At 66.2% G+C, this 25,211-nt stretch carries 22 protein-coding genes and 2 pseudogenes; 18 read left to right on the top strand and 6 right to left on the bottom strand.

Annotated elements, in window-relative coordinates; genetic code table 11:
* Positions 1-4: 4 nt before the first annotated feature.
* The 3 genes from E8M01_RS35490 (at position 5) to E8M01_RS06780 (ending at position 3,335) form a co-directional block, all read left to right on the top strand.
* Complete coding sequence (locus E8M01_RS35490) at positions 5-220, top strand: hypothetical protein (protein WP_246088618.1); 216 nt, start codon at positions 5-7, stop codon at positions 218-220.
* A gap of 235 nt (positions 221-455) precedes the next feature.
* Positions 456-1,514: a phosphate ABC transporter substrate-binding protein PstS gene (gene pstS / locus E8M01_RS06785; RefSeq protein WP_136959434.1), complete on the top strand. Its 1,059-nt coding sequence runs from the start codon at positions 456-458 to the stop codon at positions 1,512-1,514.
* Positions 1,515-1,604: 90 nt separating this feature from the next.
* On the top strand, positions 1,605-3,335 hold the full coding sequence (locus tag E8M01_RS06780; protein ID WP_136959433.1) for a Na/Pi cotransporter family protein: 1,731 nt from the start codon (positions 1,605-1,607) through the stop codon (positions 3,333-3,335).
* Between the two features lie 141 nt (positions 3,336-3,476).
* Here the strand turns inward: E8M01_RS06780 and E8M01_RS06775 are convergent, their stop codons facing one another.
* From E8M01_RS06775 to E8M01_RS06765, 3 genes are all read right to left on the bottom strand, one after another.
* Positions 3,477-4,370, bottom strand: a complete 894-nt coding sequence (locus tag E8M01_RS06775; protein ID WP_215908862.1) for an alpha/beta fold hydrolase — start codon at positions 4,368-4,370, stop codon at positions 3,477-3,479.
* A 5-nt stretch (positions 4,371-4,375) separates the two neighbouring features.
* Complete coding sequence (locus E8M01_RS06770; RefSeq protein ID WP_136959432.1) at positions 4,376-5,515, bottom strand: alanine racemase; 1,140 nt, start codon at positions 5,513-5,515, stop codon at positions 4,376-4,378.
* A 105-nt stretch (positions 5,516-5,620) separates the two neighbouring features.
* Positions 5,621-6,451, bottom strand: coding sequence for a GntR family transcriptional regulator (locus tag E8M01_RS06765; RefSeq protein ID WP_170181807.1), 831 nt, complete (start codon positions 6,449-6,451; stop codon positions 5,621-5,623).
* 253 nt (positions 6,452-6,704) lie between these two features.
* Between E8M01_RS06765 and E8M01_RS34995 the strand changes: the two genes are divergently transcribed.
* The 10 genes and pseudogenes from E8M01_RS34995 (at position 6,705) to E8M01_RS35485 (ending at position 16,115) form a co-directional block, all read left to right on the top strand.
* Positions 6,705-6,842 carry a hypothetical protein gene (locus tag E8M01_RS34995; RefSeq protein WP_170181806.1) on the top strand — a complete coding sequence of 46 codons (138 nt, stop codon included), beginning with the start codon at positions 6,705-6,707 and terminating at the stop codon, positions 6,840-6,842.
* A gap of 23 nt (positions 6,843-6,865) precedes the next feature.
* Positions 6,866-7,645 (top strand): putative hydro-lyase, encoded by a 780-nt coding sequence (locus E8M01_RS06760; protein ID WP_136959430.1) that lies wholly within the window; start codon positions 6,866-6,868, stop codon positions 7,643-7,645.
* 35 nt (positions 7,646-7,680) lie between these two features.
* On the top strand, positions 7,681-8,640 hold the full coding sequence (locus E8M01_RS06755) for a glutamate cyclase domain-containing protein (protein ID WP_136959429.1): 960 nt from the start codon (positions 7,681-7,683) through the stop codon (positions 8,638-8,640).
* 60 nt (positions 8,641-8,700) lie between these two features.
* Positions 8,701-8,853 (top strand): annotated as a pseudogene (locus E8M01_RS06750) (SDR family oxidoreductase); the annotation flags it as partial.
* Between the two features lie 25 nt (positions 8,854-8,878).
* Positions 8,879-9,886 carry a DUF2891 domain-containing protein gene (locus tag E8M01_RS06745; RefSeq protein ID WP_136959428.1) on the top strand — a complete coding sequence of 336 codons (1,008 nt, stop codon included), beginning with the start codon at positions 8,879-8,881 and terminating at the stop codon, positions 9,884-9,886.
* A gap of 183 nt (positions 9,887-10,069) precedes the next feature.
* A complete protein-coding gene (locus E8M01_RS06740) occupies positions 10,070-11,830 on the top strand; it encodes a caspase family protein (RefSeq protein WP_136959427.1) in 1,761 nt (586 codons plus the stop codon).
* Between the two features lie 356 nt (positions 11,831-12,186).
* The gene (locus E8M01_RS06735; protein ID WP_136959426.1) at positions 12,187-13,218 is read left to right on the top strand and encodes an extracellular solute-binding protein; all 1,032 of its coding nucleotides are present in this window, start codon (positions 12,187-12,189) and stop codon (positions 13,216-13,218) included.
* 82 nt (positions 13,219-13,300) lie between these two features.
* The gene (locus E8M01_RS06730) at positions 13,301-14,479 is read left to right on the top strand and encodes an ABC transporter ATP-binding protein (protein ID WP_136959425.1); all 1,179 of its coding nucleotides are present in this window, start codon (positions 13,301-13,303) and stop codon (positions 14,477-14,479) included.
* A complete protein-coding gene (locus E8M01_RS06725) occupies positions 14,476-15,312 on the top strand; it encodes an ABC transporter permease (protein ID WP_136959424.1) in 837 nt (278 codons plus the stop codon). The genes E8M01_RS06730 and E8M01_RS06725 overlap by 4 nt, the downstream gene beginning before the upstream one ends.
* A gap of 5 nt (positions 15,313-15,317) precedes the next feature.
* A complete protein-coding gene (locus tag E8M01_RS35485) occupies positions 15,318-16,115 on the top strand; it encodes an ABC transporter permease (protein ID WP_136959423.1) in 798 nt (265 codons plus the stop codon).
* Positions 16,116-16,217: 102 nt separating this feature from the next.
* Here E8M01_RS35485 and E8M01_RS06715 read toward each other — a convergent pair.
* Positions 16,218-17,075 (bottom strand): annotated as a pseudogene (locus E8M01_RS06715) (LysR substrate-binding domain-containing protein); the annotation flags it as partial.
* A gap of 262 nt (positions 17,076-17,337) precedes the next feature.
* Between E8M01_RS06715 and E8M01_RS06710 the strand changes: the two are divergent.
* The 4 genes from E8M01_RS06710 (at position 17,338) to E8M01_RS34990 (ending at position 21,917) form a co-directional block, all read left to right on the top strand.
* Complete coding sequence (locus E8M01_RS06710; protein ID WP_136959421.1) at positions 17,338-19,044, top strand: class I adenylate-forming enzyme family protein; 1,707 nt, start codon at positions 17,338-17,340, stop codon at positions 19,042-19,044.
* Entirely contained in the window at positions 19,041-20,489 is a 1,449-nt protein-coding gene (locus E8M01_RS06705) for an amidase (protein WP_136959420.1), read from the top strand. The genes E8M01_RS06710 and E8M01_RS06705 overlap by 4 nt, the downstream gene beginning before the upstream one ends.
* Entirely contained in the window at positions 20,486-21,352 is an 867-nt protein-coding gene (locus E8M01_RS06700) for an amidohydrolase family protein (RefSeq protein ID WP_136959419.1), read from the top strand. The genes E8M01_RS06705 and E8M01_RS06700 overlap by 4 nt, the downstream gene beginning before the upstream one ends.
* 190 nt (positions 21,353-21,542) lie before the next feature.
* Positions 21,543-21,917 (top strand): nuclear transport factor 2 family protein, encoded by a 375-nt coding sequence (locus E8M01_RS34990; RefSeq protein ID WP_170181805.1) that lies wholly within the window; start codon positions 21,543-21,545, stop codon positions 21,915-21,917.
* 163 nt (positions 21,918-22,080) lie between these two features.
* Here E8M01_RS34990 and E8M01_RS06690 read toward each other — a convergent pair whose 3' ends face one another.
* Together E8M01_RS06690 and E8M01_RS06685 are read right to left on the bottom strand one after the other, a co-directional pair.
* Complete coding sequence (locus E8M01_RS06690) at positions 22,081-22,803, bottom strand: FMN-dependent NADH-azoreductase (RefSeq protein ID WP_136959417.1); 723 nt, start codon at positions 22,801-22,803, stop codon at positions 22,081-22,083.
* Between the two features lie 90 nt (positions 22,804-22,893).
* Positions 22,894-23,772 carry an NAD(P)-dependent oxidoreductase gene (locus tag E8M01_RS06685; RefSeq protein ID WP_136959416.1) on the bottom strand — a complete coding sequence of 293 codons (879 nt, stop codon included), beginning with the start codon at positions 23,770-23,772 and terminating at the stop codon, positions 22,894-22,896.
* 139 nt (positions 23,773-23,911) lie between these two features.
* Here E8M01_RS06685 and E8M01_RS06680 point away from each other — a divergent pair, with 139 nt between their 5' ends.
* Positions 23,912-24,832, top strand: a complete 921-nt coding sequence (locus E8M01_RS06680) for a LysR substrate-binding domain-containing protein (protein ID WP_136959415.1) — start codon at positions 23,912-23,914, stop codon at positions 24,830-24,832.
* Positions 24,833-25,211 lie beyond the last annotated feature (379 nt).

The following is a 25,211-nucleotide window of genomic DNA, read 5'->3' as shown; positions in this document are numbered from 1 at the left end:
TGCCGTGGAGCCGATCGACATCGAAACCCGCTTTCCTGATTTCGAGGCGTTCTGGCGCCCCTTCACGCTCGGCGCCGGGCCAGCTCCCGGTTATTGCGCCAGCCTCGCCGAGGATCATCGCGCAAGCCTGAAAGCGCGCCTTGCCGGCACGCTGGGGGGTCATGGCCCGATCCGCCTCGTGGCGCGGGCCTGGGCGGTCAAGGCCCGTCGGCCGGCGTGACAGCCCGCCACCCGTGAGGGCGATCCCGGCCGGATGGGGTCAGATCCGGATACCCGTCCCTTGTCGCAAGGGAAAAATCGCAAGCGCAAGACACCTGTCACCGCGATGTCAAATCGCTGCGCCATAGTCGAGAAATAGTGATGAAAACCTGACTGATCAGGTCAGCGGGTTGTTGTCCTTTGTACGTGCGGACGCTGCGTAATCATGCCTCGTCTTGTAAAGTGAAAGATCTGCCATGCGTGCGATCAGCTCTCGGTTATTGTGCGCGCTGGCTGCCGTTCTCATTGCCTCAGTCAGTTCTTTGCCGGCGCAGGCCGAGCCCATCCGCGGCGCGGGATCGACGTTCGCAGCGCCGGTGATTGGGCGCTGGGCGAAGAATTACGAGACCGCGCGCACCGATGGCGGCAGCTATACGTCGCCGGACTGGACAGTCGACTATGAGCCGGTCGGGTCGCTGGCCGGCATCATGCGGCTGGCGCAGCCGGAGATGGATTTCGCGGCGACCGATGCGCCGATCCCACCAGCGGATCTCGCCCAGCGCAATCTGGCGCAGTTCCCCATCGTGCTGGGCGGCGTCGCGATCGTCACCAATATCGACGGTGTCGCCGCCGGCAAGCTCAGGCTCTCCGGCCCGGTTCTCGCCGATATCTTTCTCGGCCGGCTGCAGAACTGGTCCGATCCGGCGATCAGGGCGCTCAATCCGGACCTGACCCTGCCCGATCTCAGGATCGCGCTGCTGCACCGCAAGGACGGCTCCGGCACGACCTTCGCCCTGACCGAATATCTCTCCTCGGTCAGCCCGGAATGGAAGGCGAAATTCGGCGCCGACACGCTGATCGCCTGGCCGTCGGGAACCGGTGCCGAGGGATCGCAGGGCATCGTCCGGGCGGTCGCGGCGACCAAAGGCGGCATCGCCTATGTCGAGTTCGGCCAGGCGCGGCGCGCCAGCCTGGCTTTTGCCACGCTGCAGAACCGCAACGGGCAGTTCATCCAGCCGGATGCCGTCGGTTTCCGCCGCGCAGCGGAGGCTGCCGACTGGGCCAATGCCCGGGACTTCTTCGTCAAGCTGACCGACCTTTCCGGCGAGGGCGTCTATCCGATCGCCGCCGCGACCTTCGTGGTCGTGCCGCGCAATCGCGCCGCCGGACGCATCGCACGCGTCCACGACCTGTTCCGGCTTGCCTTCGAGACGGGTGCCGACGACGCCACCGCGCTCGGCTACCTGCCTTTGCCGGCGCCGCTGGTCGACCAGATCAAGCGTTCCTGGGGGAACGCCGCGCGCACCGGTGGCTGATCCGGATCCATTCCCGCCGGCGCGCCACAGGCCGCCGGTACAGACCGACATGACGAGACCCTTGGCAGGGTCGAGCGAGGGGTGCCGAGCATGAACATCGATATTTTCAAGGACATATTGGTCCCCGTGATCGGCGGCCTGGGCATCTTCATGCTCGGCCTCGAATTCATGTCGAACGGCATCCAGTCGCTGTCGGTCAACAAGATGCGCGCCTTCCTGGCCAAGGCCGCGGGCACGCCGATCAAGGGCGTGCTGGCCGGCACGCTGATCACCGGCGTCATCCAGTCCTCGACCGCGATGACCGTGATGGTGGTCGGGCTGGTCAATGCCGGTGTGGTTGGCCTCAGGCCGGCGATCAGCGTCATCATGGGCGCCAATATCGGCACGACGCTGGGCAATGGCCTGATCGCCCTGCCGCTCGGTCCGGTCGGCCTGATCCTGTCGGGCTTCTTCGCGCTGGTCTATGTCTTCGCCAAGAGCGAGAAGGTGCGCAACATTGCGCTCGCCTGCATGGGCTTCGCGCTGATCTTCTACGGGTTGAACCTGATGACCGGCGGCCTGCGCCCGCTGCGCAACATGCCCGAAGTCATGGCGATGATCGGCGGCTTGAAAGCCGATACCTTCGTCAACCTGATGGTCTGCGTCGTCATCGCCGCGCTGGTCACCGCGATGATCCATTCGTCGTCGGCGACGATCGGCATCGTCATGGGTCTCGGCGGCGCCGGCATCGTCGACTGGCAGACCGCGGTGGCCTTCTCGCTGGGCGCCGATCTTGGCACCACGATCACCTCGTGGATGGCCTCGCTCAATCTGTCCAGGAACGCCAAGCGCGCGGCCTATGCGCATATATCGTTCAACATCATTGGCGTGCTGGTGACGATCCCCTTGTTCTTCGTCTCCATGGACGTGCTGCGATATGTCATGCAGTGGTTCGGCGGCGATCCGGGCGTAGCCGTCCTGGTCAATGGCAAGGACACCTTCCCGCTGGTGGCGGTGGCGGTCGGCCTCTATTCGACCTTCTTCAACATCTTCAACACCTTCCTGCTGTTCCCCTTCGTTGGCATGTTCGAGCGGGTGCTGTCGCGGGTCGGCCGCACCGATGCGGAGGACATCGAGGACTATTCGACGCCGAAATTCCTCTCCGCCGAGATCGCCGGCGACTTCGCCCGGGCGGTGCCGGCCGTGCAGAAGGAGACGCTGCGCCATCTCGAGGCCGGCGCCATGTTCCTCGACATCGCCCGCGGCTCGAAGAAGGCGCCGTCCGACCCGGGTGAGCACTATCTCGCCACCGATATCCTCAGCCGCGACATCCGCGCCTATACCGCCTCGCTGCTGAAGTCCGACCTGCCGCACGAACAGCTCGACCTGGTCGCCAGTCTGATCGAGGAGGCCGATTTCACTGCCGCCCTGACCGAATCACTGCATCAGGTGGCGCGTCGGGTGAAGCGCGAGAGCTTCGGCCCGGAGGCTCTCGAGATCGTCAAGACCGCGCTCGACAAGCTCGAATTCTCGCTGCGCGACATCCTGCCGTCCTACGGCCTGCGCCAGGCGAGCATGCCGGCGATGCATGTCGCCTTCCCCGAGCTCGACGCGCTTCGGGCCAAGACCCTGGCGCTCGGACCGAGCGCCGGCGCCGGCGAGCGCGGCACCATCCTGACCTTGCTCGGCAGCGTCGAGCGGGCCGACTTCCTGATCCGCCGCATCGATGCGGAGCGGAAATCGGTGGCGCGGCCGGCGCCGGTCGTCTCGCCGGGACACGTGGTCGTCGACCGGCCGAGGCCGGCCCCGGACAGCGGCATGGCGCCAGTGCCGGCCGGCTGAGGCGGCTGAGTTTTCGCAAGGCGCGCGGCCCGTCGGGAACCGGCGAGGCCGCGCGCCACGCCAAGGGTCGCAGCCAGCCCTCAGGCCCGATGCAACCGGTTCGACCTCGCCGCGCGGCGAACCCCGCGCCTCACCGCGAAGTCACCGGTCTTCGCCGAAAAAGGCGAGCATCCGCTCGGCGATGACTTCGGGCTGTTCCTCCGGCATGTAGTGGCCGCAGTCGGCGACGATGCCGCCCTGGACGTTTTCGCCGAGCGGCTTCATGGCGTCGTAGATGTTCGGCGACATGCCGACATCGCCGCCAAGCGCCAGGATCGGCGTCTTCAGCCGGATATTGGCCAGGTGCTTGTTCTGCTCGATGTCCTCGAACACTGCCCGGTAATAGCCGAGCGCCCCGCGTAGGTTGCCGGTCATGCGATAGACCCGCTCATATTCGTCGACGTCTTGGGCCGAGAATGTCGCGGCGGGATTGGCGGTTTTCCGCTGGAAGAACCACTCGATATAGAGCCGCTCGCGGCCGGTGATGAGAGCTTCCGGCAGGTCCGGCACCGGATGGAAGAAGAAGTGCCAGCTCTTCCAATTGTCCGGACCGACATCGACGGTCGGGCGCAGCGTCACGCCGGGGATATTGGCATCGAGCAGGACCAGGCGGCGCACCTCGTCGGCGTAACGCGCGACATAGGGATAGGCGACCCAGGCGCCGATATCATGGGCGCCGATGAAATAGCGGTCATGGCCGAGCGTCTGCAGCAGGGCGTGGATACGTTCGCCGGTGGTGCGCGTGTCATAGCCGTCGACCGGCTTGTCGGAATCGCCCTGGCCCGGCAGGTCGATGGCGATGACCTTGTGCCGTTCGGCGATGAGCGGCATGACCCGCCGCCACGCGTACCAGCTTTGCGGAAAGCCTGCGAGCAGCACGACGGGCGCGCCGCTGCCGCCTTCGACGGTGTGGAAGCGCAGACCGGCGGCGGTCACCATCCGGTGTTCGAACGGCTTGCCGCCAAGCGCTATGGTGCCGTGAGGGGGCTGGATCATCGCGGTCACTCCGTCGTTGCCGGGCCCTGGCGCGATGCGCCGAGCTGGGCGCGGTATTGCCAGCTGCCGTCGCGCAGCCTGACCAGCGCGCGATCATAAAGATAGGCGGCGGTACAGCCATGGCGCGGGATCAGGGGAACCTGCTGGCCGACAGTGAGGCTGTCGGTGGCGATCACCACATGCTCTTCCTTCATCAGCCGGATCGGGCCGGGCCCGCGGAACCGGTCGGCGAGCGGAATGTCGGGCGAGATCGCCTTGGAGCCGGCATCGAGCGTGGCGGTGCCGTCGCGCACCGACAGTACCGTCGCCAGCACATAGCCGGCGACCTGCCAGCCGACATCGGCAAGGTCGACATCATGCTGCGAGCTCGAATAGGTCCAGCTGCCGGGCGAGACCCAGCGGGCAAGCTCGCTCGGCCAGAGGTCGAAGGAATAGCTGCCGGCGGCGATGAGATCGCCCTCAAGGCCGTGCTCCTGGCCGCCGGCGATGAGGTCGCGAATGCGGCCGCCGAGTTCGGTCACGCGCGCGATGCGCTGCTGCCGGTCGGGGTTCTGGATGTGGCCGTCATAGGCGTGCCAGCCGGCGAACAGGCCGGCGGCCTGAATTGCCGATGCCAGGTCGTAAGCCGCCGGGCCAATGGCGACGCCGGTCCGGCCGAGGCCGGGGTCGAGATCGAGCCGCAGGCGCAGGTTGGCGGCCGGTGCCGTCGTGAGTTCGCTCCGCCAGGCGGCGAGCCCTTCGGGTGAATCGACGAGTGCCTCGATCCGTACCGCAGGACAGGCCCGGGCGGCGCGCGCGACCCGGGCGATCGCCAGCGGGTTGACCGTCGGATAGGCCCAGACCACGAGCGGCGCGCCGGCCGCTGCGGCAATCTCGACCTCCGCCGGCGTCGCCGCCTTGAAGGCCCGCACGCCTTCCGCGAGCATGACCGCGACCAGCCAGGGCGCGCGATGGGTCTTGATATGCGGCATCAGCCGGCCGATCCCGCCGGCGCCCTTGGCCGTCTGGCGGAGATTGTGCAGCACGGCGTCTTCCAGGATGACGAAACAGGGCGTCTCGACCGGGAACGGCGGCAGCGGCAGGGTGTCTGACGGCGTCCCCGCGACGGCGGCGGCGGCGACTGGCGGGCGGACATGCTCGGTCATGGCAATGAACTCCAGTTAGATATATCTGACGTATATTTATCCAGGCGCCAACGCAAGATCCTTGTCGCCGGCGTGATGCATCGCTGGCCGAACGGTCTTGCGCGGTCAGGTCCGATCGGTGAGGTCGAGCGGGCGCAGGTCGAGTGACAAGGGGCCGATGGCCTTGCCGCTCAACAGCCGGAGCAGGCGTTGCTGGGCTTGCCGGGCATGGGCCGGCAGCAGGTCCTTCAGGCGGGCGCGATCGCGCTTGCGGATCGCCTCGATGATCTGGCGGTGCTCATCCAGGTTCATCTCGAACTGGTCGTCGAGCACGTTCTGCTCGGCTTCCTCCATCTTGTAGATCAGCACCAGCAGGCGGCGGACGTGCCGATGGGTCGACTGGGCGAATTCGAAAAAGAACGAATTACCGATCGACCGGTGCATGCGCAGGTGGAACTCCTCGTTGACCGAGGTGATGCCGAGATAGGTGCGCTGTTCGACCTCGCGGATATAGCGGTCCTGGATCGCTTCGAGGTCGACGACCAGTGTCGGGTCCTCGAAACGGCAAAGCTGGGCGAGAATGGATTCAGCCAGTTGCTGAGCCGCGACGACCTCGCCGATCTCGCGGAAGTCCAGGCCGCGAACATAGGTCCCGCCACGGTTCGGCACGATATTGACCAGGCCTTCGGCGACCAGCCGGTTGATCGCCTCGCGGGCCGGCGTGCGGCCGAGCTTGAACTCCTTGATCAGCAGGGGTTCGTCGATCCGGCTGCCTGGCTCCAGCGTCAGGTCGATGATCTTCGAGCGCATCAGGTCGAGCGCGGCATCGGTCTGGGAGGGCTTCGCCCGTGGCGCGCCCTTGGCGCTCTTGGCGGCCCTGGCAGGCGCCGCCGGGTCGCGCCGCGGCTGCGCGGTGCCCGCTTTCCCTGCCGTTTCAACCTTGCTCGATCGGCTCATTTTGTCCTCGTCATGTGCCGCAGCGGGCCGTGTCCCGATGCCGTCAACGGCGCGATTCCTTAAGCGGAACAAGGCTCTGCGCAGCCCAAGACGTTGCATATCCGCGTGCTCAAAGAAACTGCTTGAATGAAATATATGTCACGTATACTAAATCTCCAACAAGGCAGCCGGGCTCGCCTGGGCCGGCGGAAACGACGGGAGGACCAAAATGCGGGCAATCGGTCGACGCGAAATGATGCTTGGGGGAGCGGCCATGCTGGCGGGCCTGGAGGTGCGGGCTCAGACCCAGCCGCCGGAGGTCCGTATTGGCGTGATCTATCCACTGTCGGGCGCCAATGCCCAGATCGGCGTCGATGCGCGGCACGCGATCGAAGCGGCGGCTGTCCGATGACCGAAAGGGCGACACCGGCCGCTATGCGCCCAGCCGCGTCCGAGGCACGCCGACCGATCCGGGCCGGCAGCTATCGCGGCCAGACCGGCACGCTGGCCCGCGGTTTCGTGCAGGCCAATATCGTCATCCTGCCCGAGCGCCATGCCGCGGATTTCCTGGCCTTCTGCCAGCGCAATCCAAAACCCTGTCCCTTGCTCGCGATGGGACGGCCGGGCGATCCGTCGCTGCCGATGCTCGGCAACGACATCGACATGCGCACCGACGTGCCAGCCTATCGGATCGTCGAGCACGGGCGGGAAACCGCCATTGTCCACGACATCACCAGTCACTGGCGCGACGACCTCGTCAGCTTCGCGCTCGGCTGCTCGTTTTCTTTCGAGGAGGCGATCGAGGAGGCCGGTCTCGGCATCCGCCATAACGAGCTCGGCCTGGTCAACCCGATGTACACGACCAATATCGCGACCACGCCGGCAGGCCCGTTCAAGGGGCCTGTCGTCGTCACCATGCGGCCATTCACGCCGGCCGGCGCGATCCGCGCGATCCAGATCACCAGCCGCTTCCCGCAGGTGCATGGCGCGCCGATCCATTTCGGCGACCCGGCGGCGATCGGCATCGCTGATCTGGCCAAGCCCGAATATGGCGGCGATGCGGTGCCGATCCATGCCGGCGAGGTGCCGGTATTCTGGGCCTGCGGCGTCACCTCGCAGCAGGCCGTGGAACAGGCCGCGCTGCCCTTCTGCATCACCCACAAGCCGGCTTCCATGCTGATCACCGACCGGCGCAATGCCGAGCTGTCGGTCTGAAGACCGGCCCAAGGAACCGACGATGAGCAGGTGTCATGACTGAGCGGATCGCAAGGATCGAGGCCGTGGTCGGCCAGCATGTCCGGCGCGACATTTCTCGTTTGGTCGACTTCGCCAGGGGCAATCTCGGCCGGGCCGCCCGGTCGATCGCGACGACGCCGGCGCCGCATGTCGGCATCGTCGTCGGCTTCTTCATCCGCCACGCCAATCCGCCGTCGCCCGAGACCGACGGCCTGAACGGCATGGCCCATCTCGCCGCCGGCTTCGCGGCCGCCGGGTTCCGCGTCACTGTCATTACCGACGCGCCCTGCGCCAAGGCGGTCTGGGCGGTGCTCGATGCCTTGCCGCTCAAGGTCGAGCTCGAAATCGTCGACGTCACCGAGGCGGCGGTCCGGCGCCTGCGCCAGCGGCTGGCGGCGGACGAGGCGCCGCTGACCCATCTGGTCGCCATCGAGCGGGTCGCGCCGGGTTCGGACGGCAAGCCGCATCGCGAGCATGGCTGGGACATGTCGCGCGAAACCGCGCCGCTGCATCTTCTGTTCCACGAGGCCGGCTGGCAGCGGCCCTGGACGACGATCGGCATTGGCGACGGCGGCAATGAGATCGGCATGGGGTCCTTGCCATCAGAGATCGTCAAGGACGACATCCCGAACGGCCCGTTGATCGCGGCCCAGACGCCGAGCGACCACCTGATCGTCGCGGGCGTGTCCAACTGGGGCGCCTATGGCCTGCTGGGCGCGGTCGCTTGCCTGCGGCCAGATCTGACATCCGCGTTGCTCGGCTGTTTCGACCGGCACCGCGAGCGTGAGTTCCTGGCGGCTGCGGTCGATGTCGGCCAGGCGATCGATGACAGCCGCATCGACCGGCTGGGCAGCCTGCAGATGAGCGTCGACCGCATCCCGGTCGACCAGCACGGCGACCTGATCGAACAGATCCGCGCGCTTGTCCTGTCCGCGCCCGCCGCTGCGGCGGCCGTTCACGCGAAAGGGGGTTGACTGGGCCGCGATGGGTCCGTCGATCGAGGCTTCGTCGACCCGACCATCGCGCTCGCGGCGGTGGTTGCCGAAAGCACCGGCGCGATCCCGCTTGGCCGTTACGGCCGCCCGGAGGAATATGCCGATGTCGTGGCTTTCCTGGCGAGCGAGCGTGCCTCCTATATCACCGGCAGCGTCATCCGGGTGGATGGCGGGTTGATTGCCAGCATCTGACGGGAAGACCGGCAAAGGAACGACGATGGAACGACTGAGCCTCACCCCCGATCTCGCCGCCCGCTTCGCGACAATCGCGCTTGGCCATGTCCGGCGCGAATATCCGAACAAGCCCGATCATGTGCTGGCCGGTCCGGCCGACGCCCAGACGCCGAGCGCGTTGCACCCGGTGTTCTATGGCAGCTACGACTGGCATTCCTGCGTACACGGCTACTGGATGCTGGGGCATCTGCTCAGGCGTTTCCCGGCCATGCCCGCGGCCGCCGAGATCCGCAGTCTGTTCGACGCCCAGTTCGTCGCCGACAAGGTCGCGGTCGAATGCGCCTATCTGGCCACCCCGACCGCCCGTGGTTTCAAGCGCCCCTATGGCTGGGCCTGGCTCCTCAAGCTCGCCGAAGAGCTGAACCTGCATGACGACAAGCGCTGGGCGCGGACGCTGGCACCGCTCGCCGAGATCTTCGCGCAGCGGTTCCGCGACTTCTTGCCCTTGGCGACCTATCCGGTGCGCGTCGGCACCCATTTCAACACCGCTTTCGGCCTCAGGATGGCGGCCGATTATGCCGCCGCAACCACGGATGTTCCGCTTGCCGAACTGCTTCGCGACACCGGCCGGCGCTGGTACGGCGCCGACGTCGATTGCCCGGCCTGGGGTGAGCCGAGCGGCGACGACTTTCAGTCCTCGGCGCTGATCGAAGCCGAATGCATGCGTCGCCTGTTGTCGGCGGAGGAGTTCCTGCCCTGGTTCGATCGGTTCCTGCCGCAGCTTGCGCAGAGCCAGCCGGCAACTCTGTTCCGGCCGGCAACCGTTTCGGACCGCTCGGACGGCAAGATCGCCCATCTCGATGGCCTCAACCTCAGCCGCGCCTGGTGCTGGCGTTCGATCGCCGCGGCGCTGCCGCTGGACGACCCCCGCCAGGTCGTGGCCGAGGGCGCGGCGGAGCGCCATCTGGCCGCCGGGCTGCCGCATATCGCCGGCGACTATATGGGCGAACACTGGCTGGCGAGCTTCGCCGTTCTGGCGCTGGACGCCTGAGAGGGCAGCAGAGCAGGTCCGCGCGCCCGCCCCATCGGCCGCCCGCGCGCCGTGCGCGGTGTCGGATGACACGCGCCGGCGATATTGTCGCCTGGTTTCCGTCATCTTTGGTTCAACCGCCATTCACAACAAATCGCGAAGAATTGGAGACCGAAAAAGCGAGCGTGACTGGGAGGTTCTGCGATGCTCGGGGCCCGAATTCTTCAACTTGCCTGTGTATTATTCGTCTTCCTATACGGCCCCGGTCCCGGCCAAGCCCAGCAGATCGAAAAGCGGATTGCGCTGGTCATCGGCAACAGCGCCGAGCGGGCTGGCCCGATCGCGACGGCAGCGAACGATGCCGGCCTGATCGAGCAGGCCTTGCGGGCCGCCGGTTTCGATGTGATCGGCGCGCGCGACCTCGACGCTGGCGCCTTGCGATCCACATTCCGCGAATTCCTCGACAAGGCCCGTTCATCGGGTCCCGATACCATCGCCTTCGTCTATTTCGCCGGCCTTGGGTTGCAGTTGGAGGGCGAAAATTATCTCGTCCAGGTGAATGCGCGCATCGTCGACGTCAGCGACGTGCCGCTGCAGGCGGTTCGCCTGACCGATATCACCGGACCGCTGGCCGCGATTCCCCTGAAGGCGCGTATCGTCGTGCTCGACGCCGCGCGCGCGAACAGCTTCGCCCTTTCAGGTCGGCGGCTGGTCGAGGGCCTGGCCGCGATACGGTCCGCCGCCGGCACGCTGATCGCCTTCAATGCCACACCGGGGACGGTCGGCGTGGAAAGCGGAGCCGCTTACGGCCTCTATGCGGTGGCTTTGTCGGACGTGATCAAGGTCAGTGGGGTGTCGCTCGACGCGCTGTTCGCGCAGGTTCGCGAGCGGGTCAACGAATCGGCGAAGGGCGCGCAGCTCCCCTGGAATACGTTGTTCAGCGGGCCGCCGGTCATGCTGTTCCAGCGCCCCGCCGCCGCGGCCGTACCGGGTCGAACAGGTCCTTCTCGCGCCCCCGCCGCCCAGCCGCGGTCCGAACGGTCGCTGCGGCAAAGGGCCATCGAGCTGGAAGCGGCGCAGCGGGCGGCCGAACAAATCGCCGACGAACGGGCAGAAGCGGCCGAGCGGTCCGCCCGGGAATGGGCGGAGGCGGCTGAGCAAGCCGCTCGCGAAAGAGCGGAAGCGGCCGAGCAAGCTGCCGAGCAGGCCGTGCAGGCGGAACGCCGGTCGGCTCGCGAGCGTGCGCAGGCGGCCGAGCACGCCGCGCGAGAGAGGATGCAGGCGGCCGAACGGGCCGCACGCGAGAGGGCCCGGCAGGCGGCCGAGCAAGCGGCCCGCGAGAGGGGCCAGACCGCCGAGCAAACCGCCACGCAGAGGGCCCAGCAGGCGGCCGAGCAAGCCGCGCGCGAGCGGGCCGAGACGGCCGAGCAGGCCGCCAGGCAGAGGGCCCAGCAGGCGGCTGAGCAAGCCGCGCGCGAGCGGGCGGAGACGGCCGAGCAGGCCGCCCGCCGGAGGGTGCAAGCCGCCGAGCAAGCCGCGCAGCAAAGGGCTCAGGCGGCCGAGCAGGCCGCCCGCGAGAGGGTCCAGCAGGCCGAACAGGCCGCCCGGCAGCGGGCGCGCGAGGCCGCCGAGCAACGGACGCGCGAGGCCGCCGAGCAACGGACGCGCGAGGCTGCGGAACAGAGAGCACGAGAGACCCAGCAGAGGGCTCGGGAGGCAGCGGAACAAAGGGCACGCGAGGCTGAACAGCGGGCGCGTGAGGCAGCCCAGCAAAGGGCGCGCGAGGCCGCCGAACAGAGGGCTCGCGACGCCGAACAGAGGTCGCGCGAGGCCGCCCAGCAGAGAGCGCGTGAGGCTGAGCAGAGAGCCCGGGATGCGGCCGAACAGCGGGCGCGCGAGGCTGAGCAGCGGGCGCGCGAGGCCGAGCAGAGAGCGCGTGAGGCGGCGGAACGCCAGAGACGGTAGGATCGCGCGCGTTCGGGGCTCCGTCATGCCGATGAAGGCGCGGATCGAGGAAAGCCGGAGGCGCGCGCAGGTGCGCCTGACGGACCTTGCAGCCTCCGTCGACCGGCGGGCGGAGGCTGCCCGCACGCTGTCTGGCCATCCCCTGTTCAGCGCCGTCGCGGCATCGGGAAACATGTCACGCGTCGCGACGTCTCGGGGGAACCGTCCGGGGCGCTGCCGGACCTGGGCCATTCATAACCTGTGGGAATGAAGTGCTCGCCTCTTTGAATTTGCAATGGCGTTGAGCGCAGATGACTCTTCCTGTCTGAAGGAGCCGCAGCGGAGAATGGCTCGCACGGAAGCTTGGGAGAAGCCAAATGAAGAAATGGGTCTGGGCCTTCGCGGTTCTGGCGATGGGCGTCGGCGTCGCGCGGGCCGACATCATCCACGCGACCTGGGGCGGTGGCGGCGCGGCCGTATTGCGCGATCACTTTCAGGCACCGTTCACCCAGCGGACCGGCATCGCGGCCCGGATGGCCGAGGTCCCCAACACGGCCGGCTTGGTCAGGTCGCCGACAGCCGCCCAGTACAACGTGGTCGAAGTGACCTATTTCGAAGCCATCGGGCTTGCCAAATCCAGCCTGCTCGAGACTTTCGATGACCGCGAGATCCCGGGCATCGCCAACCTGCCCAGGGAGCTCGTGGTGCGCAATGCGCAGGGCAGGATCGTCGGCCTGTCGACGCATTTCGCCTATTACGCGATCGCCTTCAACACGACCCTTGCCAAGGCATCCGACTTCCAATCCTGGAACGACCTCGCGGATCCGCGCTGGAAAGGCAAGCTGGCGGTCACCAGGCCCATCTATGCCACGTCCTATGATCTGACGATCATGGCGCATGCCAATGGCGGCAGTGCCAGCAATGTCGAGCCTGGGATCCCGCCGCTGCGCGCCATATTCGGCAATGCGCTGACGACCTATACCTCGCTCGCCCACATGAACACGCTGCTGGCGCGGGGCGAGGTGACCGCGGTGCCCTTCTATTCCACGCGTGTCTGGAATCTGCGTCGCGAAGGTCAGATGACGATCGACATGGTCATTCCGCGAGAGGGCGCGCTCATGCTGCCCTATGTCGTGGTGGTGCCCAGGGGGTCGGCCAACCGCGCCCAGACGCTCGCCTATCTCAATGCCCTGATCGATGCCGAGGCGCAGACCCGCATGTCCGCCCAGAACGGCTCGATCCCATCCAATAATATGGCGGTCCTGCCACCGGAAGTCGAACGCAGCCTCGGCATGACCCGCGCCGACCTGATGCAGCGCATGTACATTCCGGATTGGAATGTCGTCGTCAGCAATTATGAGGACCGGCTCAATCAGGTCGAGCAGATCGCGGCCGGCGCGCGCCGCTGAGACGGCTTTCGACAGCTTTCCCTCTCGGGGGAGGCGGCACGTCCGCCTCCTGCTTCTCCATCGTTCGGTTGGTGATCAATCCATGTCTCATGCCACGTCTGGGCCGCGCGCAGTGGCCCATCCCGGCCCCGCGCCCCAGGGATCCATTCACATCGCCGGCGTATCGAAGCACTACGGAAACACACGAGTCCTGTCGGATGTCGACCTGGCGATCGATTCAGGCACGTTCCTGACGCTGCTCGGTCCTTCCGGCTGCGGCAAGACCACGCTGCTCCGCCTGATCGCCGGTTTCATCGAACCGAGCGCCGGCGAAATCGCCATCGATGGCCGCGACATGGCGGGCCTGCCGCCGCAGCGCCGGCCCATCGGCATGGTGTTCCAGAACCTCGCACTGTTCCCGCATTTCTCCGTCGAGGAGAATATCGCCTATGGCCTGCGGCTGCGGAAGGTCGGCGCCGAGGAGATGCGCCGCAAAGTTGAGCTGTTCCTCGACCTCGTCGGCCTCGTCGGCCTCGGCGGTCGCCGCATTTCCCAGCTCTCGGGTGGCCAGAAGCAGCGCGTCGCGCTGGCCCGCGCGCTGGTGCTGGAGCCGTCGATCCTGCTGCTGGACGAGCCGCTCTCGGCGCTCGATCTGCAATTGCGCAAGCAGCTTCAGGTCAGCCTCAAGGAGATCCAGAAGAAGCTCAAGACCACCTTCGTCTTCGTCACCCACGACCAGGAGGAAGCGACCCTGATGTCGGACAGCGTCGTCGTGATGAGCGCGGGCAAGGTGCAGCAATTCGGCTCGCCCCAGACCATCTACTCGCGGCCGGAAAACCTGTTCGTCGCCAAGTTCATCGGCGAACTGAACGAGATCGCCGGTTCGGTCGTGTCGGCAGGCGGCGGCGCCCTGGATATCGACACGGCGGTCGGCCGGCTCACCCTGCCGGCGGCCATCGCGCGCGGCCTGGTGGCCTCCGCGGGATCGGCATGCCTGGTCTGCCTGCGCCCCGAACATATCGACGTGCGGCGCGAAGGTGAGGCCACGCCCGGTCGCGTCGCCCTGCCGTCGACGGTGGTCGACCGCATCGCGCTTGGCCCGGTCATCCGGGTCGCCGTGCGCTGCGGCGAGAGCCGGATGACCGCTGTCCGGCTCGCCCGCGACAGCCAGGCCCTGCCGGAGGTCGGCGCGGCCTGCATCGTGGAATTCGACCCCGCTGACGCCCAGATCTTCGCGCCGCTCGCGGGCGAGATGGCGACCGCCTTCGGAGAGCCGGAATGACCGAAGCAGAACCCGCTTCGCCGGCCAAGGCGCTGCTGCTCCTGCCGGTCCTGTTGCTGCTCGCCATGTTCTTCGCATCGGCGATCCACCTGTTCAGCAGCGGCTTCACCGACGACAATGGCTGGTCGCTCCGCTATTTCAGGCAGATCGTCAACCGGCCCGACTACCACGTCGTCTTTGCCCGCACGATCCTGTCGTCGCTGGTCGTCTCGGTCCTGTCGGTGGTTCTGTCATATCCCATTGCGCTGCTGCTCTGGCGCACCGACCGCTGGCGCAACACGCTGCTGATCGTGGTGCTGGTGCCATGGCTGGTGAGCCTGGTGGTGCGCACCTATGGCTGGCTGGTCCTGCTCGGCCCCAAGGGCGTGATCAATGCCATGCTGGCCTGGGTCGGCGTGATCGATCAGCCGCTGGCGCTGATGTTCAACGACCTCGGCATCATCATCGGCCTGACCCATGTCCTGATCCCCTTCGCGGTGATCTCGATCCTGTCGTCTTTGCTGGCGATCGAAGCCAATCTGGAAGAGGCGTCGGGCGTGCTCGGCGCCGGCGGCTACCAGACCTTCCGCTACATCGTGCTGCCGCTGTCGCTGCCGGGCGCCTTCACCGCACTGATGGTGATCTTCCTGGCCAGCATCGGCGCGATCGTCACGCCGATCCTGCTCGGCGGCATGTCGCATCAGTTCGTCGGATCGCAGATCTATCAGGAGGTCATGTACACCTTCAACATCAACAAGGCCGCCGCCTGGTCGATCTGTCTCCTGTCGATCAGCTTCCTGTCGCTGCTCCTGCTCAAGCTGATCGAGCGGCGCCTGATCAAGGGCCAGGAGTGAGAGCCATGTCATCGATGAACCGCCTTGCCAAGGTCCTCGGCATCGTCCTCCTCGCCTCCCTGCCGGCGCCGATCATGATCGTCGCGGGGGCCTCTTTCAGCGACAGCAGCTACATTCAGTTTCCGCCTGAAGCGCTGAGCCTGAGATGGTATCGCGAGACCATCATCGACCCGCGCTGGCCACGCGCTTTCGCCATCAGCATCGGCATTGCCGCGGTCACGGCGGTGATCGTCACCGCGTTCAATTTCATGGCCGCCTACTACACCCAGCGCTATGCGCCGCGGATCGCCTCGGCGCTGGAACTGGCCATCTTCTCGCCGCTGTTCTTTCCCCATGCCGCGATGGGCGTCGCCATGGTGGCGCTGATCGCCAAGCTCGATCTGATCGGCACGGCGCCGGGCATCATTCTGGCCCATCTGATCGTGACCCTGCCGTTCTCCTACCGGCCGATCCATGTCGCGCTGCGCAGCATCGACCCCGACCTGATCCGGGCGGCCAATGTGATGGGCGCCAGCGAATGGCGGGCGCTCAACGACATCGTGCTGCCGATGTGCCGCTCGGGCATCCTGACGTCGCTGCTTTTCGCCGGGATCATCTCTTTTGACGAGGTGACGGTGACGATGTTCCTCATCGGCCCCAACATCACGACCCTGCCGGTGCAGATATTCTCATTCGTCCAGGATTCCGCGACGCCGGTGCTTGCCGCCATCTCGACGATCTGCGTGCTGGTCACCTTCATCGCGGTGCTCGTTCTCGATCGGGTCGCCGGCCTCGCCTTCTTCGTCCGGCGCGACGGCGCCTGAGGCATAGCCGTCCCGCCCGCGGCGCTGCGGCAGCCGGATCGACAGGCTGGCCGCCGCGCGCGGATCCTCGCCGCGGCTTAAGCCCTCGATCCGCCGCCGCAGCTGCTGCAGGAAGGCCCTGGTCAGCGGCGAGACCTGCCGGCCGCGCGGCAGGACCGCATTGAAGGTAAATTCTATCGCGGGTTCGAACCGGCGTGCGACCAGGCCCGGCCAGAATCCCTCGTGGACGCTCATGGGCTCGACGATGGCGATGCCGAAGCCACGCGACACCAGTGCATTGGCCTCGACCGACGAGAAGACTTCGGCACGCATCTTGCGCGAAACCCGTTGCTGCTCGAACACCGCGTCGGTGAGATGACGCATCCGGCTGTTGCGGGTGAAGGAGATGAACTCCGCACCCTCCAGGTCGCGCGCGACGATCACCTCGCGTGTGGCGAGCGGGTGGTCATCGGTCATGACGCAGACCGCGCCGGCGTGGAACAGCGGGTAGGATAGCAGGTCCGGGTGGTGGAACTGGCTGACCGAGAAGCCGACATCGACATTCTGCCCCAGCACGTCGGTGCCGACGACGCTGGAGACATCGAGCGAGACGGAGACCGAAGGATTGGCCTTGGCGAAATCGACCAAGGCATCCGCCACCAGGGTGTGGCCGATCGACGCCGCCGAGACGATGCGCAACTCGCCCATGCGCAAGCTGCGCAGGTCCTGGGCGAAACGCTCGACATCGGCCAGCGCAGCGAACAGCCGGCGAACCTCCTTGTAGAGCAGATGCGCCTCGTTGGTCGGCACCAGGCGTTTGCGCTTGCGCTGAAACAGGGTGAGCGCCAGGTCGATCTCGAGACCCGCCAGGATCTTGCTCATGGCCGGCTGGGAGAGCCGCATGCGCTCGGCGGCGGCGGTGACCGTGCCGGTCTCCATGAACTGGATATAGGCCTCGAGCTGGCGATGAGTGATCCGCACGGCGTCCTCGCATGTCTGCAAACCAACATAACCTGAGAGAATGATTTACGGCAAAAAAGAAATTTGCAGCTTTTGACCGGGCACGGAATACTTCGCATTGCAGTCGCCCGCGAGTCCCGAAAGCCGCCGTCGATATCCAGGAATGACGGACAGTTCACCGACCCCAGGAGCCCGCCGTCACAGCCTGTTCCGGCTTCCCGACGCGGCCGCAATATTCATAACGTCCGAGCTTGTTCGAACGCAGATCGCCTTTGGAAATGACATGACGCAAGAGCCTATCGAGACGACGCAGCCGGTATGGGCCGATGCCTATCTGGCCCGCCTGGCGAGCCTGAACGTGGCCGACCGGCATCGCGAGATGGAGGCCTTCAGCTTCCCGCCCAATATCGGCACTCTGCTTCGCGAAGCCGCGGCCGAAACACCTGATGTACTCGCCTGGAATTTCTTCGAGACCGGCGAGACGATCACCTATCGCGCTCTGGATGGCGCGGTCGATCGCATGGCGGCGGCGCTGGCGAAATTTGGCGTCGGCCGCGGCACGCGGGTTGGCGTGATGCTGCCGAACTGCCCGCAAATGCCGACGACATGGCTGGCGCTCGCGCGGATCGGCGCGGTCATGGTGCCGGTGAACCTGCGCTACACCGGCCGCGAGCTCGCTTATGTGCTCGGCGATGCCGAAGCCGAAGTGCTGGTCATTCACGACGAATGCGGTCCGCAGTGGAAGGAGGCGATCGAACTGGCGCAACCCGGACGGTTTCCGGCGCGGGATCGGGTGGTCCGGATGGTCGGTGAAGCCGGGACAGCCAGCCTCCTGCCGGCCGAAGCGGTGACGCTCGACCAACTGTTCGCCTCGGTTGCCGCAGATGCCCGCTACGACGGCACCGAACCCGGGCACGGCGACCTGATGAACATCCAGTACACCTCGGGAACCACAGGCTTTCCGAAGGGCTGCATGCTCACTCACCGCTACTGGCTGGGCGCGGCCTTCGTCAACGGCTTCAGGGATGCCCAGCGGTTCCACCGCGTCCTGGCGTCGACGCCGTTCTTCTACATGGACCCGCAATGGCTGCTGCTGCTGTCGTTCTACCAGCGCGCGACCCTGTTCGTCGCCAAGCGCCAGAGCGCGAGCCGCTTCGCCGCCTGGCTGCGCGAGCACCGGATCAATTTCTGCCTGTTTCCGGAGATCGTCTTCAAGCAGCCCGAAACGCCCGATGACGGCAAGACCGAATTGCGCCGGGCGAACATCTACGGCCATCGCAAGGAGATCAACGCCGCGCTCCGCCGCCGCTTCAACGCGCCGGCCATGGAGGCCTTCGGCATGACCGAGGTCGGGCCGGGCCTCTACATGCCGCTTGATGCGCTTCACATGGTCGGATCCGGCTCCTGCGGCATCCCATCGCCGTTCCGCGAGGCGCGCATTGTCGACGAGGACGGCCAGGACGTGGCGCGTGGCGAGATCGGCGAACTGGTGCTGCGCGGATCGGGCCTGATGCTCGGTTATTATAATCGGCCCGAGGCCAACCGCGACAGCTTCTTCGGCGACTGGTTGCGCACCGGCGACCTGTTTCGCCAGGACGGGCAGGGCTATTTCTACATCGTTGGCCGGCTGAAGGACATGGTGCGCCGCGCCGGCGAGAACATCGCCGCCCGCGAGGTGGAGACCGTCTTGCGCAACATGGACGAGCTCGAAGAGGTGGCGGTCGTCGCGGTTCCCGACGACCGGCGGGGCGAGGAGGTCAAGGCCTATGTCCTGCCCGCCGCTGGCGTCATTGCGGACGGCAGCCTGATCGAGCGGATCGCCCGCCACTGCGAGGCCAATCTCGCCTCGTTCAAGATCCCTCGCTACATCGCCTTCGTTGACGATATCCCGCGCACCGCTTCGCAGAAGGTCGCCAAGACGGCATTGACCGCCGGCCAGGACGACTTGCGGATCGGTGCCTTCGACCGGGCGGAAGGAATTTGGCGATGAGCGAACCGTTATGGAGCCGCAGCGCGGCCGATCTCCTGCCTGATCTCAGGTCGGGCGTCCTGAAGGCCGAGACGCTCATGCAGGCGGTGCTCGACCAGGTCGCCTCCCGCAACGGTCCGGTCAATGCCTTTGCTCATGTCGACGCGGAGGGCGCCCTCGCCGCCGCGCGCCGGGCAGACCGTGATCTGGCGGACGGCCGGACGCCGGGGCCGCTCCACGGCATCCCGTTCAGCGTCAAGGACCTGCTGGCGGTCGAGGGCATGCCGCTCGAATATGCCTCGGAAGCCTTCGCCGGCGAGGTGAGCGGCGAGGATGCCCTGGCCGTCAGCCGGCTGCGTCGCGCCGGTGCCCTTGTTTTCGCAAAATCCACCACACCCGAATTCGGTCACAAGGTGCTGACCGACAGCCCGCGCCAGGGTGTCAGCCGCAACCCCTGGAACCCCGCGCTCAGCTGTGGCGGGTCCAGCGGCGGCGCGGCGATCGCGGCGGCCATGGGGTTCGGGCCGCTGCACGTCTCGACCGATGGCGCAGGGTCGGGACGCATCCCCGCTTCCTGTTGCGGCATTGTCGGCCTGAAGCCGACCTGGAGCGCGGTTCCACATGAGACCACCACCGATCTCTTCGGTTCGCTCACCTGCATCGGGCAAATGGGGCGCACCGTCGGCGACGTCACCATGATGTTCAACGCAATGAAGGGACCGGATCCGCGCGATCCCTGGTCGCATGGCGGCTCGTTCGAGCCCGTCGTGTTGCCGGAAGACCCATTGGCCGCGTTGCGCGGGCTTCGTTTGCGTTATGTGCCGACGACGGTGAACCGCTGGGTGGATCCGGACATCGAGGCCGCCGTCGGGGCCGCGGTCGACCGTCTTCTCGCCGCCGGTGCCGAGCAGGTCGCGATGCCCGACGACCTCGCCATCGACACCGGGTCCGCCCTGGTCTTGATGCGCGCCTATCAACATGCCCGCTTCGGTTCGCTGCTCGATGAGTTCGGCAGCCGGATGGATGGCACCGCGCGCCTCGGTCTCACCCCCCAGCCCGAGACCCAGACCTATGCCCGCCTGGCCGCGGCCACCCGCGCCCGCACCGACATCTTCCGCGACGTCGAGCGGCTTTTCGACGGCGCCGACATCTTCATCACGCCGACCGTGGCCTATCCGGCCTTGCCCGTCGGGCAGGCCGCCGATGAGCCGCTGGTGGTCAACGGTACAAGCCATGGCCTGCTTCGGGACGCCTGGTATCCCTACACCATTCCCTACAATGCCAGCGGCCACCCCGCCATCTCGATCCCCTGCGGCCTGTCGTCGGGCGGCGTGCCGATCGGCCTGCAGATCGCCGGCCGCTGGCACGACGAGGCGCGCCTTCTCGCCGTCGCGGCGGCGCTTGAAGCACTGCAACCCTGGGCCGGGCGCTGGGCCCCGCTCGCCGGCAAAGGACAGGCATCATGATCATCGACTATGGCAGCCGGCCGCCGGTGCCGGCCTTCGGTCCCAAGGGCGCGCAGCACCTTGCCCGCTACCGTCAGGTCTATTCCAGCAGCGAGAGCGCGGCGGAAGCGCTGCAGGGCGATCTCGAGGGCTACCTTGCCGAATATGACAAGGCCAATGTCAGCCACATCTGCGTCAAGGCGCGCGACCTCGAGACGACCTATGGCTGGCGCATCCGCAACGAGGACGTCGCGGAATTCTGCCAGAGCCAGGGACCGCGCTTCATCGGCTTTGCCGGCGTCGATCCGAACAAGGGCATGACGGCGGTGCGTGAACTCGACCATGCCATCCGCAATCTCGGCTTGCGCGGGCTCAACCTGCAGTGCTTCGAACACAAGATGGCGATCAACGACCGGCGCATGTATCCGCTCTATGCCAAATGCATCGAGCTGGACATTCCGGTGAACATCCACTGCTCGATCAACTTCGCCACCTCGACGTTGATGCGTTTTGGCCATCCCTCGCTGCTCGACGAGGTGATGGTCGATTTTCCGGAACTGCGGGTTTGCGCGTCACCGCCGGGATTTCCCTGGGTTCACGAGTTGATCGGCGTTGCCTGGCGCCATGCCAATGTCAGCATTGGCCTCGTCGCGGTGCGCCCCAAATATCTGGCGGTCGCGGGGTCGGGCTACGAGCCGCTGCTGCAATATGGCCGCACCGTGCTGAAAGACCGGATCATCTTCGGAAGCGCCTATCCGCTGGGGCCGATCGGCCGGGCGATTGACGAGATTCGATCGCTCCCGATCGACGATGACGTACGCCACCTCTGGCTCTACGACAACGCGCGGCGCTTTCTCGGTTTGCCGCTGGAGACCGCAGCGTAACCAGGCCAAATCTGCGGCGCGCGGAGGCGGCTGCCGCAGCCTTGCCGATCCCGTTCGAGGTCGCCGCCGAGCGCGCCGGGGCCTGCCGGGATTGCGCAGGCGATGGTCGTCGGCGCCGATGCATGTCGGACGCTTCTCAGGTAGACATTGTCGCTGGAGAATTCTTGGCGCGAAGTCGGGGAGAGAGACATTGGGAAAGACGATGACGTTGGAGCGGGCCACCGCATTCGGATCGGCCTGGAACAGTGGCGATCCGGACCTGGTGACAAGCTTCTTCACTGCCGACGGGGTCTATCATGCCTCCGTCGGGCCGGACCAACTTGGCAAGACCTACATTGGCAAGGAAGAGATCCGCCGCGGCGTAAAGGCTTTCTTCGATCGTTTTCCTGATGGCAGGTTCGAGAACCTGAAGGTGGTCGTCGCTGGCAATATCGGCACTTTCGAGTGGGATTTCATTGCCTCCTCGGCAAGCGGAGAAAGGGTCAGCACGGCCGGCTGCGACCTGCTCGAATTCGAGGGCGACATGATTGCGAAGAAAAACGCATTCCGAAAGGCGCGGGCCTGAAGCGTGGCTGCGCCTGCCCTGGGTGCGGACGCTCGCTGAAGGTGGCGGAAATGGCCGAGAGGGCGGCGGCGCTGCCGATCCATCGAACCGCGACGTAAGTCGCGGGTGTTTGGGCGACAGGCATCGTGGCCGCTCCCAATCCCCACCCTGACGCATGCTGCCCTCACGGCGTGGCAACTTCATCTGACATGGTGCCCGGCGATACCTCCACCGGTTCGGCGGTGAGTTTTTGCACCAGAGCGTCGACGGCACCTTCGGCCTTGGCAATGGAGGCCGATAAGCGATCATCGGCGAATTCGTCGTACTCGATCGCGATGCAGTAGGTTTCGGTGAGCCCGACATAGGACATCGGCATTGTGATGCTGCGTTCCACCAGGTTCAGGGACTCCAGCCGACCGCCGGGATCGTATCCCGCATCGCCGCGCGAGGAGAGGATGACGAGCCGCTTGCCAGCGGGAAGCATCGGCCAATAGGGACCTTCGGCACGCGCGCGATCGAAGCCGAAGGTGGCGCCGACGCGGACCACGTTGTCGATCCAGGCCTTGAGCGTGGCCGGAACGCCGAAATTGTACATCGGCACGCCGATCACCACGAGATCGGCCCGCCTGAGCTCCTCGATCAGGCGATCGCTCTCGGCGAGGTACGCATTCATGCCGGCGTCGCGTCGCTCCGGCGGGGTGAAGGCGGCTGCGATCCATTCCGCAGTGACAGGGGACGGCGGCTCGCGGCTCAGATCGCGATGGATAACCCGGTCCGCCGGTCGGACGGCGCGCCAGCGATCGACAAGATGCCTGGTCAGCCGCCGCGTGTGCGAACCATGCGGGTGGATGCCGGAAACACCGGGGCGGGCGCTTGCGTCTATATGCAGCAAATGCAGCGCGGGCATGCTGAACTCCTAAGCTGGCTTCATTCTGGATTGTCGCTGCGAGGCCGGGGGGTCGGCAGCGATGGGGACATCGCGCGATCCACGACGGCTTCACCGCCCTTGCCCGCTCTTTCGCCGGATCAGCTCGAATAGGCCTGAAATATCTTCGTCTCCGAACCCGGCACCGGCCCGCTTGCGGAACAGTTCCAGCATGGGATCGAGCAGATCGGTGGCGACGCCCTGCTCACGGCTCGCGGTGAGAATGTTGTCCAGCGAGGCGGCCTGCATGCCGAGGTTCGACACCACGTTCACGCCGTGCCTGCCGCTGTCGATCTTCTCCGCATATTCGGGCAGCGCGCCCATCATCGCGGTCATCCATGGGCTAAGAAGCTTGAGAAACGAAGCCGCGCGGATGCCTTCGGAATCGATGAGCGCGCTGGCATGAAAGAAGCCCGCGAAAAGGCCATACATGCCGCTGAGAAGCGCGAGATCGTGCAGTGACGCCAGCCCGGCATCCGCACCCAAATAGTTCGCGGCGCCAAGTCCCTCGAGCGCACCGGCATGCGCATCGAAGGTCGCCTTCGATCCGCTGTAGAGAATGAGCGCGTGTTCGCCGCCGATCATCGGAGGCGTCGCCATGATGCCGCCGTCGAGATAGGCAGCGCCGAGCCCGGCGACTCGCCCGGCGGCGGCGCGCGCCTGTGCCGGCGTACCGTTGGTGAGATTGACCAGCGCCCGCCCGGAGAGCGCCGAAGCCGCTTCATCGATCACCGAATCCGACGCGGCATAGTCCAGCACGCACATCACGGTGACGTCGCTTGCGGCGATGGCGCCGGCGGCGGACTTCACCTCGCGCGCCCCTTTGGCGACCAGTGAGGCGGCCTTGCCGGGCGTGCGGTTCCAGATCGTGACCGTGTGGCCCTGTTGAAGAAATCGGGCGGTCAGCGCCTGCCCCATGGCCCCGAGGCCGAGGATCGAAATATTGGCCATAGACGTGTGTGTCCTTCTACGTCCGAGTTGCAGCCCCGCCTCGACGGCGGTGGCTACCAAGAGATGCGACATTGGACGCAGAAGCAGTAGCGGGCTATCCGTAGACCTATCGTCTACATTTAGGAACGATGAAGCTCCGATGCTGAATCTCAACGACCTCCTCGTTTTCGTTCAGGTGGTGGATCATGGCGGTTTCGCTGCGGCCGGGCGTGCCTTGGGCATCCCCAAGTCCACTCTCAGCAAGCGGCTCTCCGAACTGGAGAAGGCGATCGGCGTACGTCTGGTCCAGCGGACCTCGCGCAGCTTCGCCGTGACCGAGATTGGCCGAGATTTTCATCGCCATGCGGCCGCCATGCTGATCGAAGCGGAGGCGGCGGAGCATGTCATCAAGGGGCGTCTGGCGGAGCCGAGCGGAACTGTGCGGATCACGGCATCGCTGCCAATCGCTCAGTTCCGTTTGGCGGCGCTGCTTCCGCGCCTCGCAACGCGCTATCCGAAGGTGCACATCATGCTCGACGTTTCCGACCGGTTCGTGGACATCGTGCAGGAAGGCTTCGATATCGCCATCCGCAACCACTTCGCCCCGTTACCGGATACCGATCTCGTGCAACGCCGCATCTATTACGACCCCGCCTGGCTCGTCGCCTCGGCCGATTACATTCGGGAGAAGGGCATGCCTTCTCGACCCCAGGAAGCGAATGGGCTCGATGGGCTCATGGCATCGTCGTCGGACCGGGTCTGGACGCTTCACGATGGGGAGGGCGCCGTTGCCGAGATCGCGCCATCGTCGCGCTATGTCGCCAACGAAACCGTCTCCTTGCGGGAAGCCGCCAGGGCGGGGCTCGGGGTGGCCTGTCTGGCGAGCAGCTTCTGTGCGCCGCTGATCGAATCCGGCGCGCTCGTCCGCATCTTACCAGGCTGGACAGCGCGTGGCGTGGCGACGACTCTGTTGATGCCGCATCGTCGCGGGCAGCTTCCCTCCGTTCGGGTCGTTGCCGACCATCTGATCGCTGAGCTCTCGCAACGGCCACAAGGTGCTGATCTGATCAATGCAGACTGATCGTCCTTGGGCGGACACGGTGGAATCCAGGCCGATCACGATCGATTGAGCCACATCATGTGCCTCGTGGAGCCTATTGAGAAGCACCTGGCATTATTTTGACCGCTTCAAGGCTGGCAATTCGCCTTGTCTCGATCGCCTGCCCTCACCAGTACGGGCCGCGACGGAGTTGCTTGCTGCCAGAACAGTTCGGCCTGCGCGGTACCGCTCGCGAGGCGGGCTGCACGGTTCCGCAGATCGCTGCCATCACCGGCCACTCGATGAAGACGGTGCACGCGATCCGCGAATAGTACCTGTCGCGAACACGCCTTCTCGCCGAGCCGGCGATTGTATGGTTCGAGAACGCCAAAGGAACGAAGTTTGCAAACCGTTTGCAAAC

This window comes from Phreatobacter stygius, assembly GCF_005144885.1.
Classification (GTDB): Bacteria; Pseudomonadota; Alphaproteobacteria; order Rhizobiales; family Phreatobacteraceae; genus Phreatobacter; species Phreatobacter stygius.
This window is presented reverse-complemented; position numbering and strand designations above follow the sequence as displayed.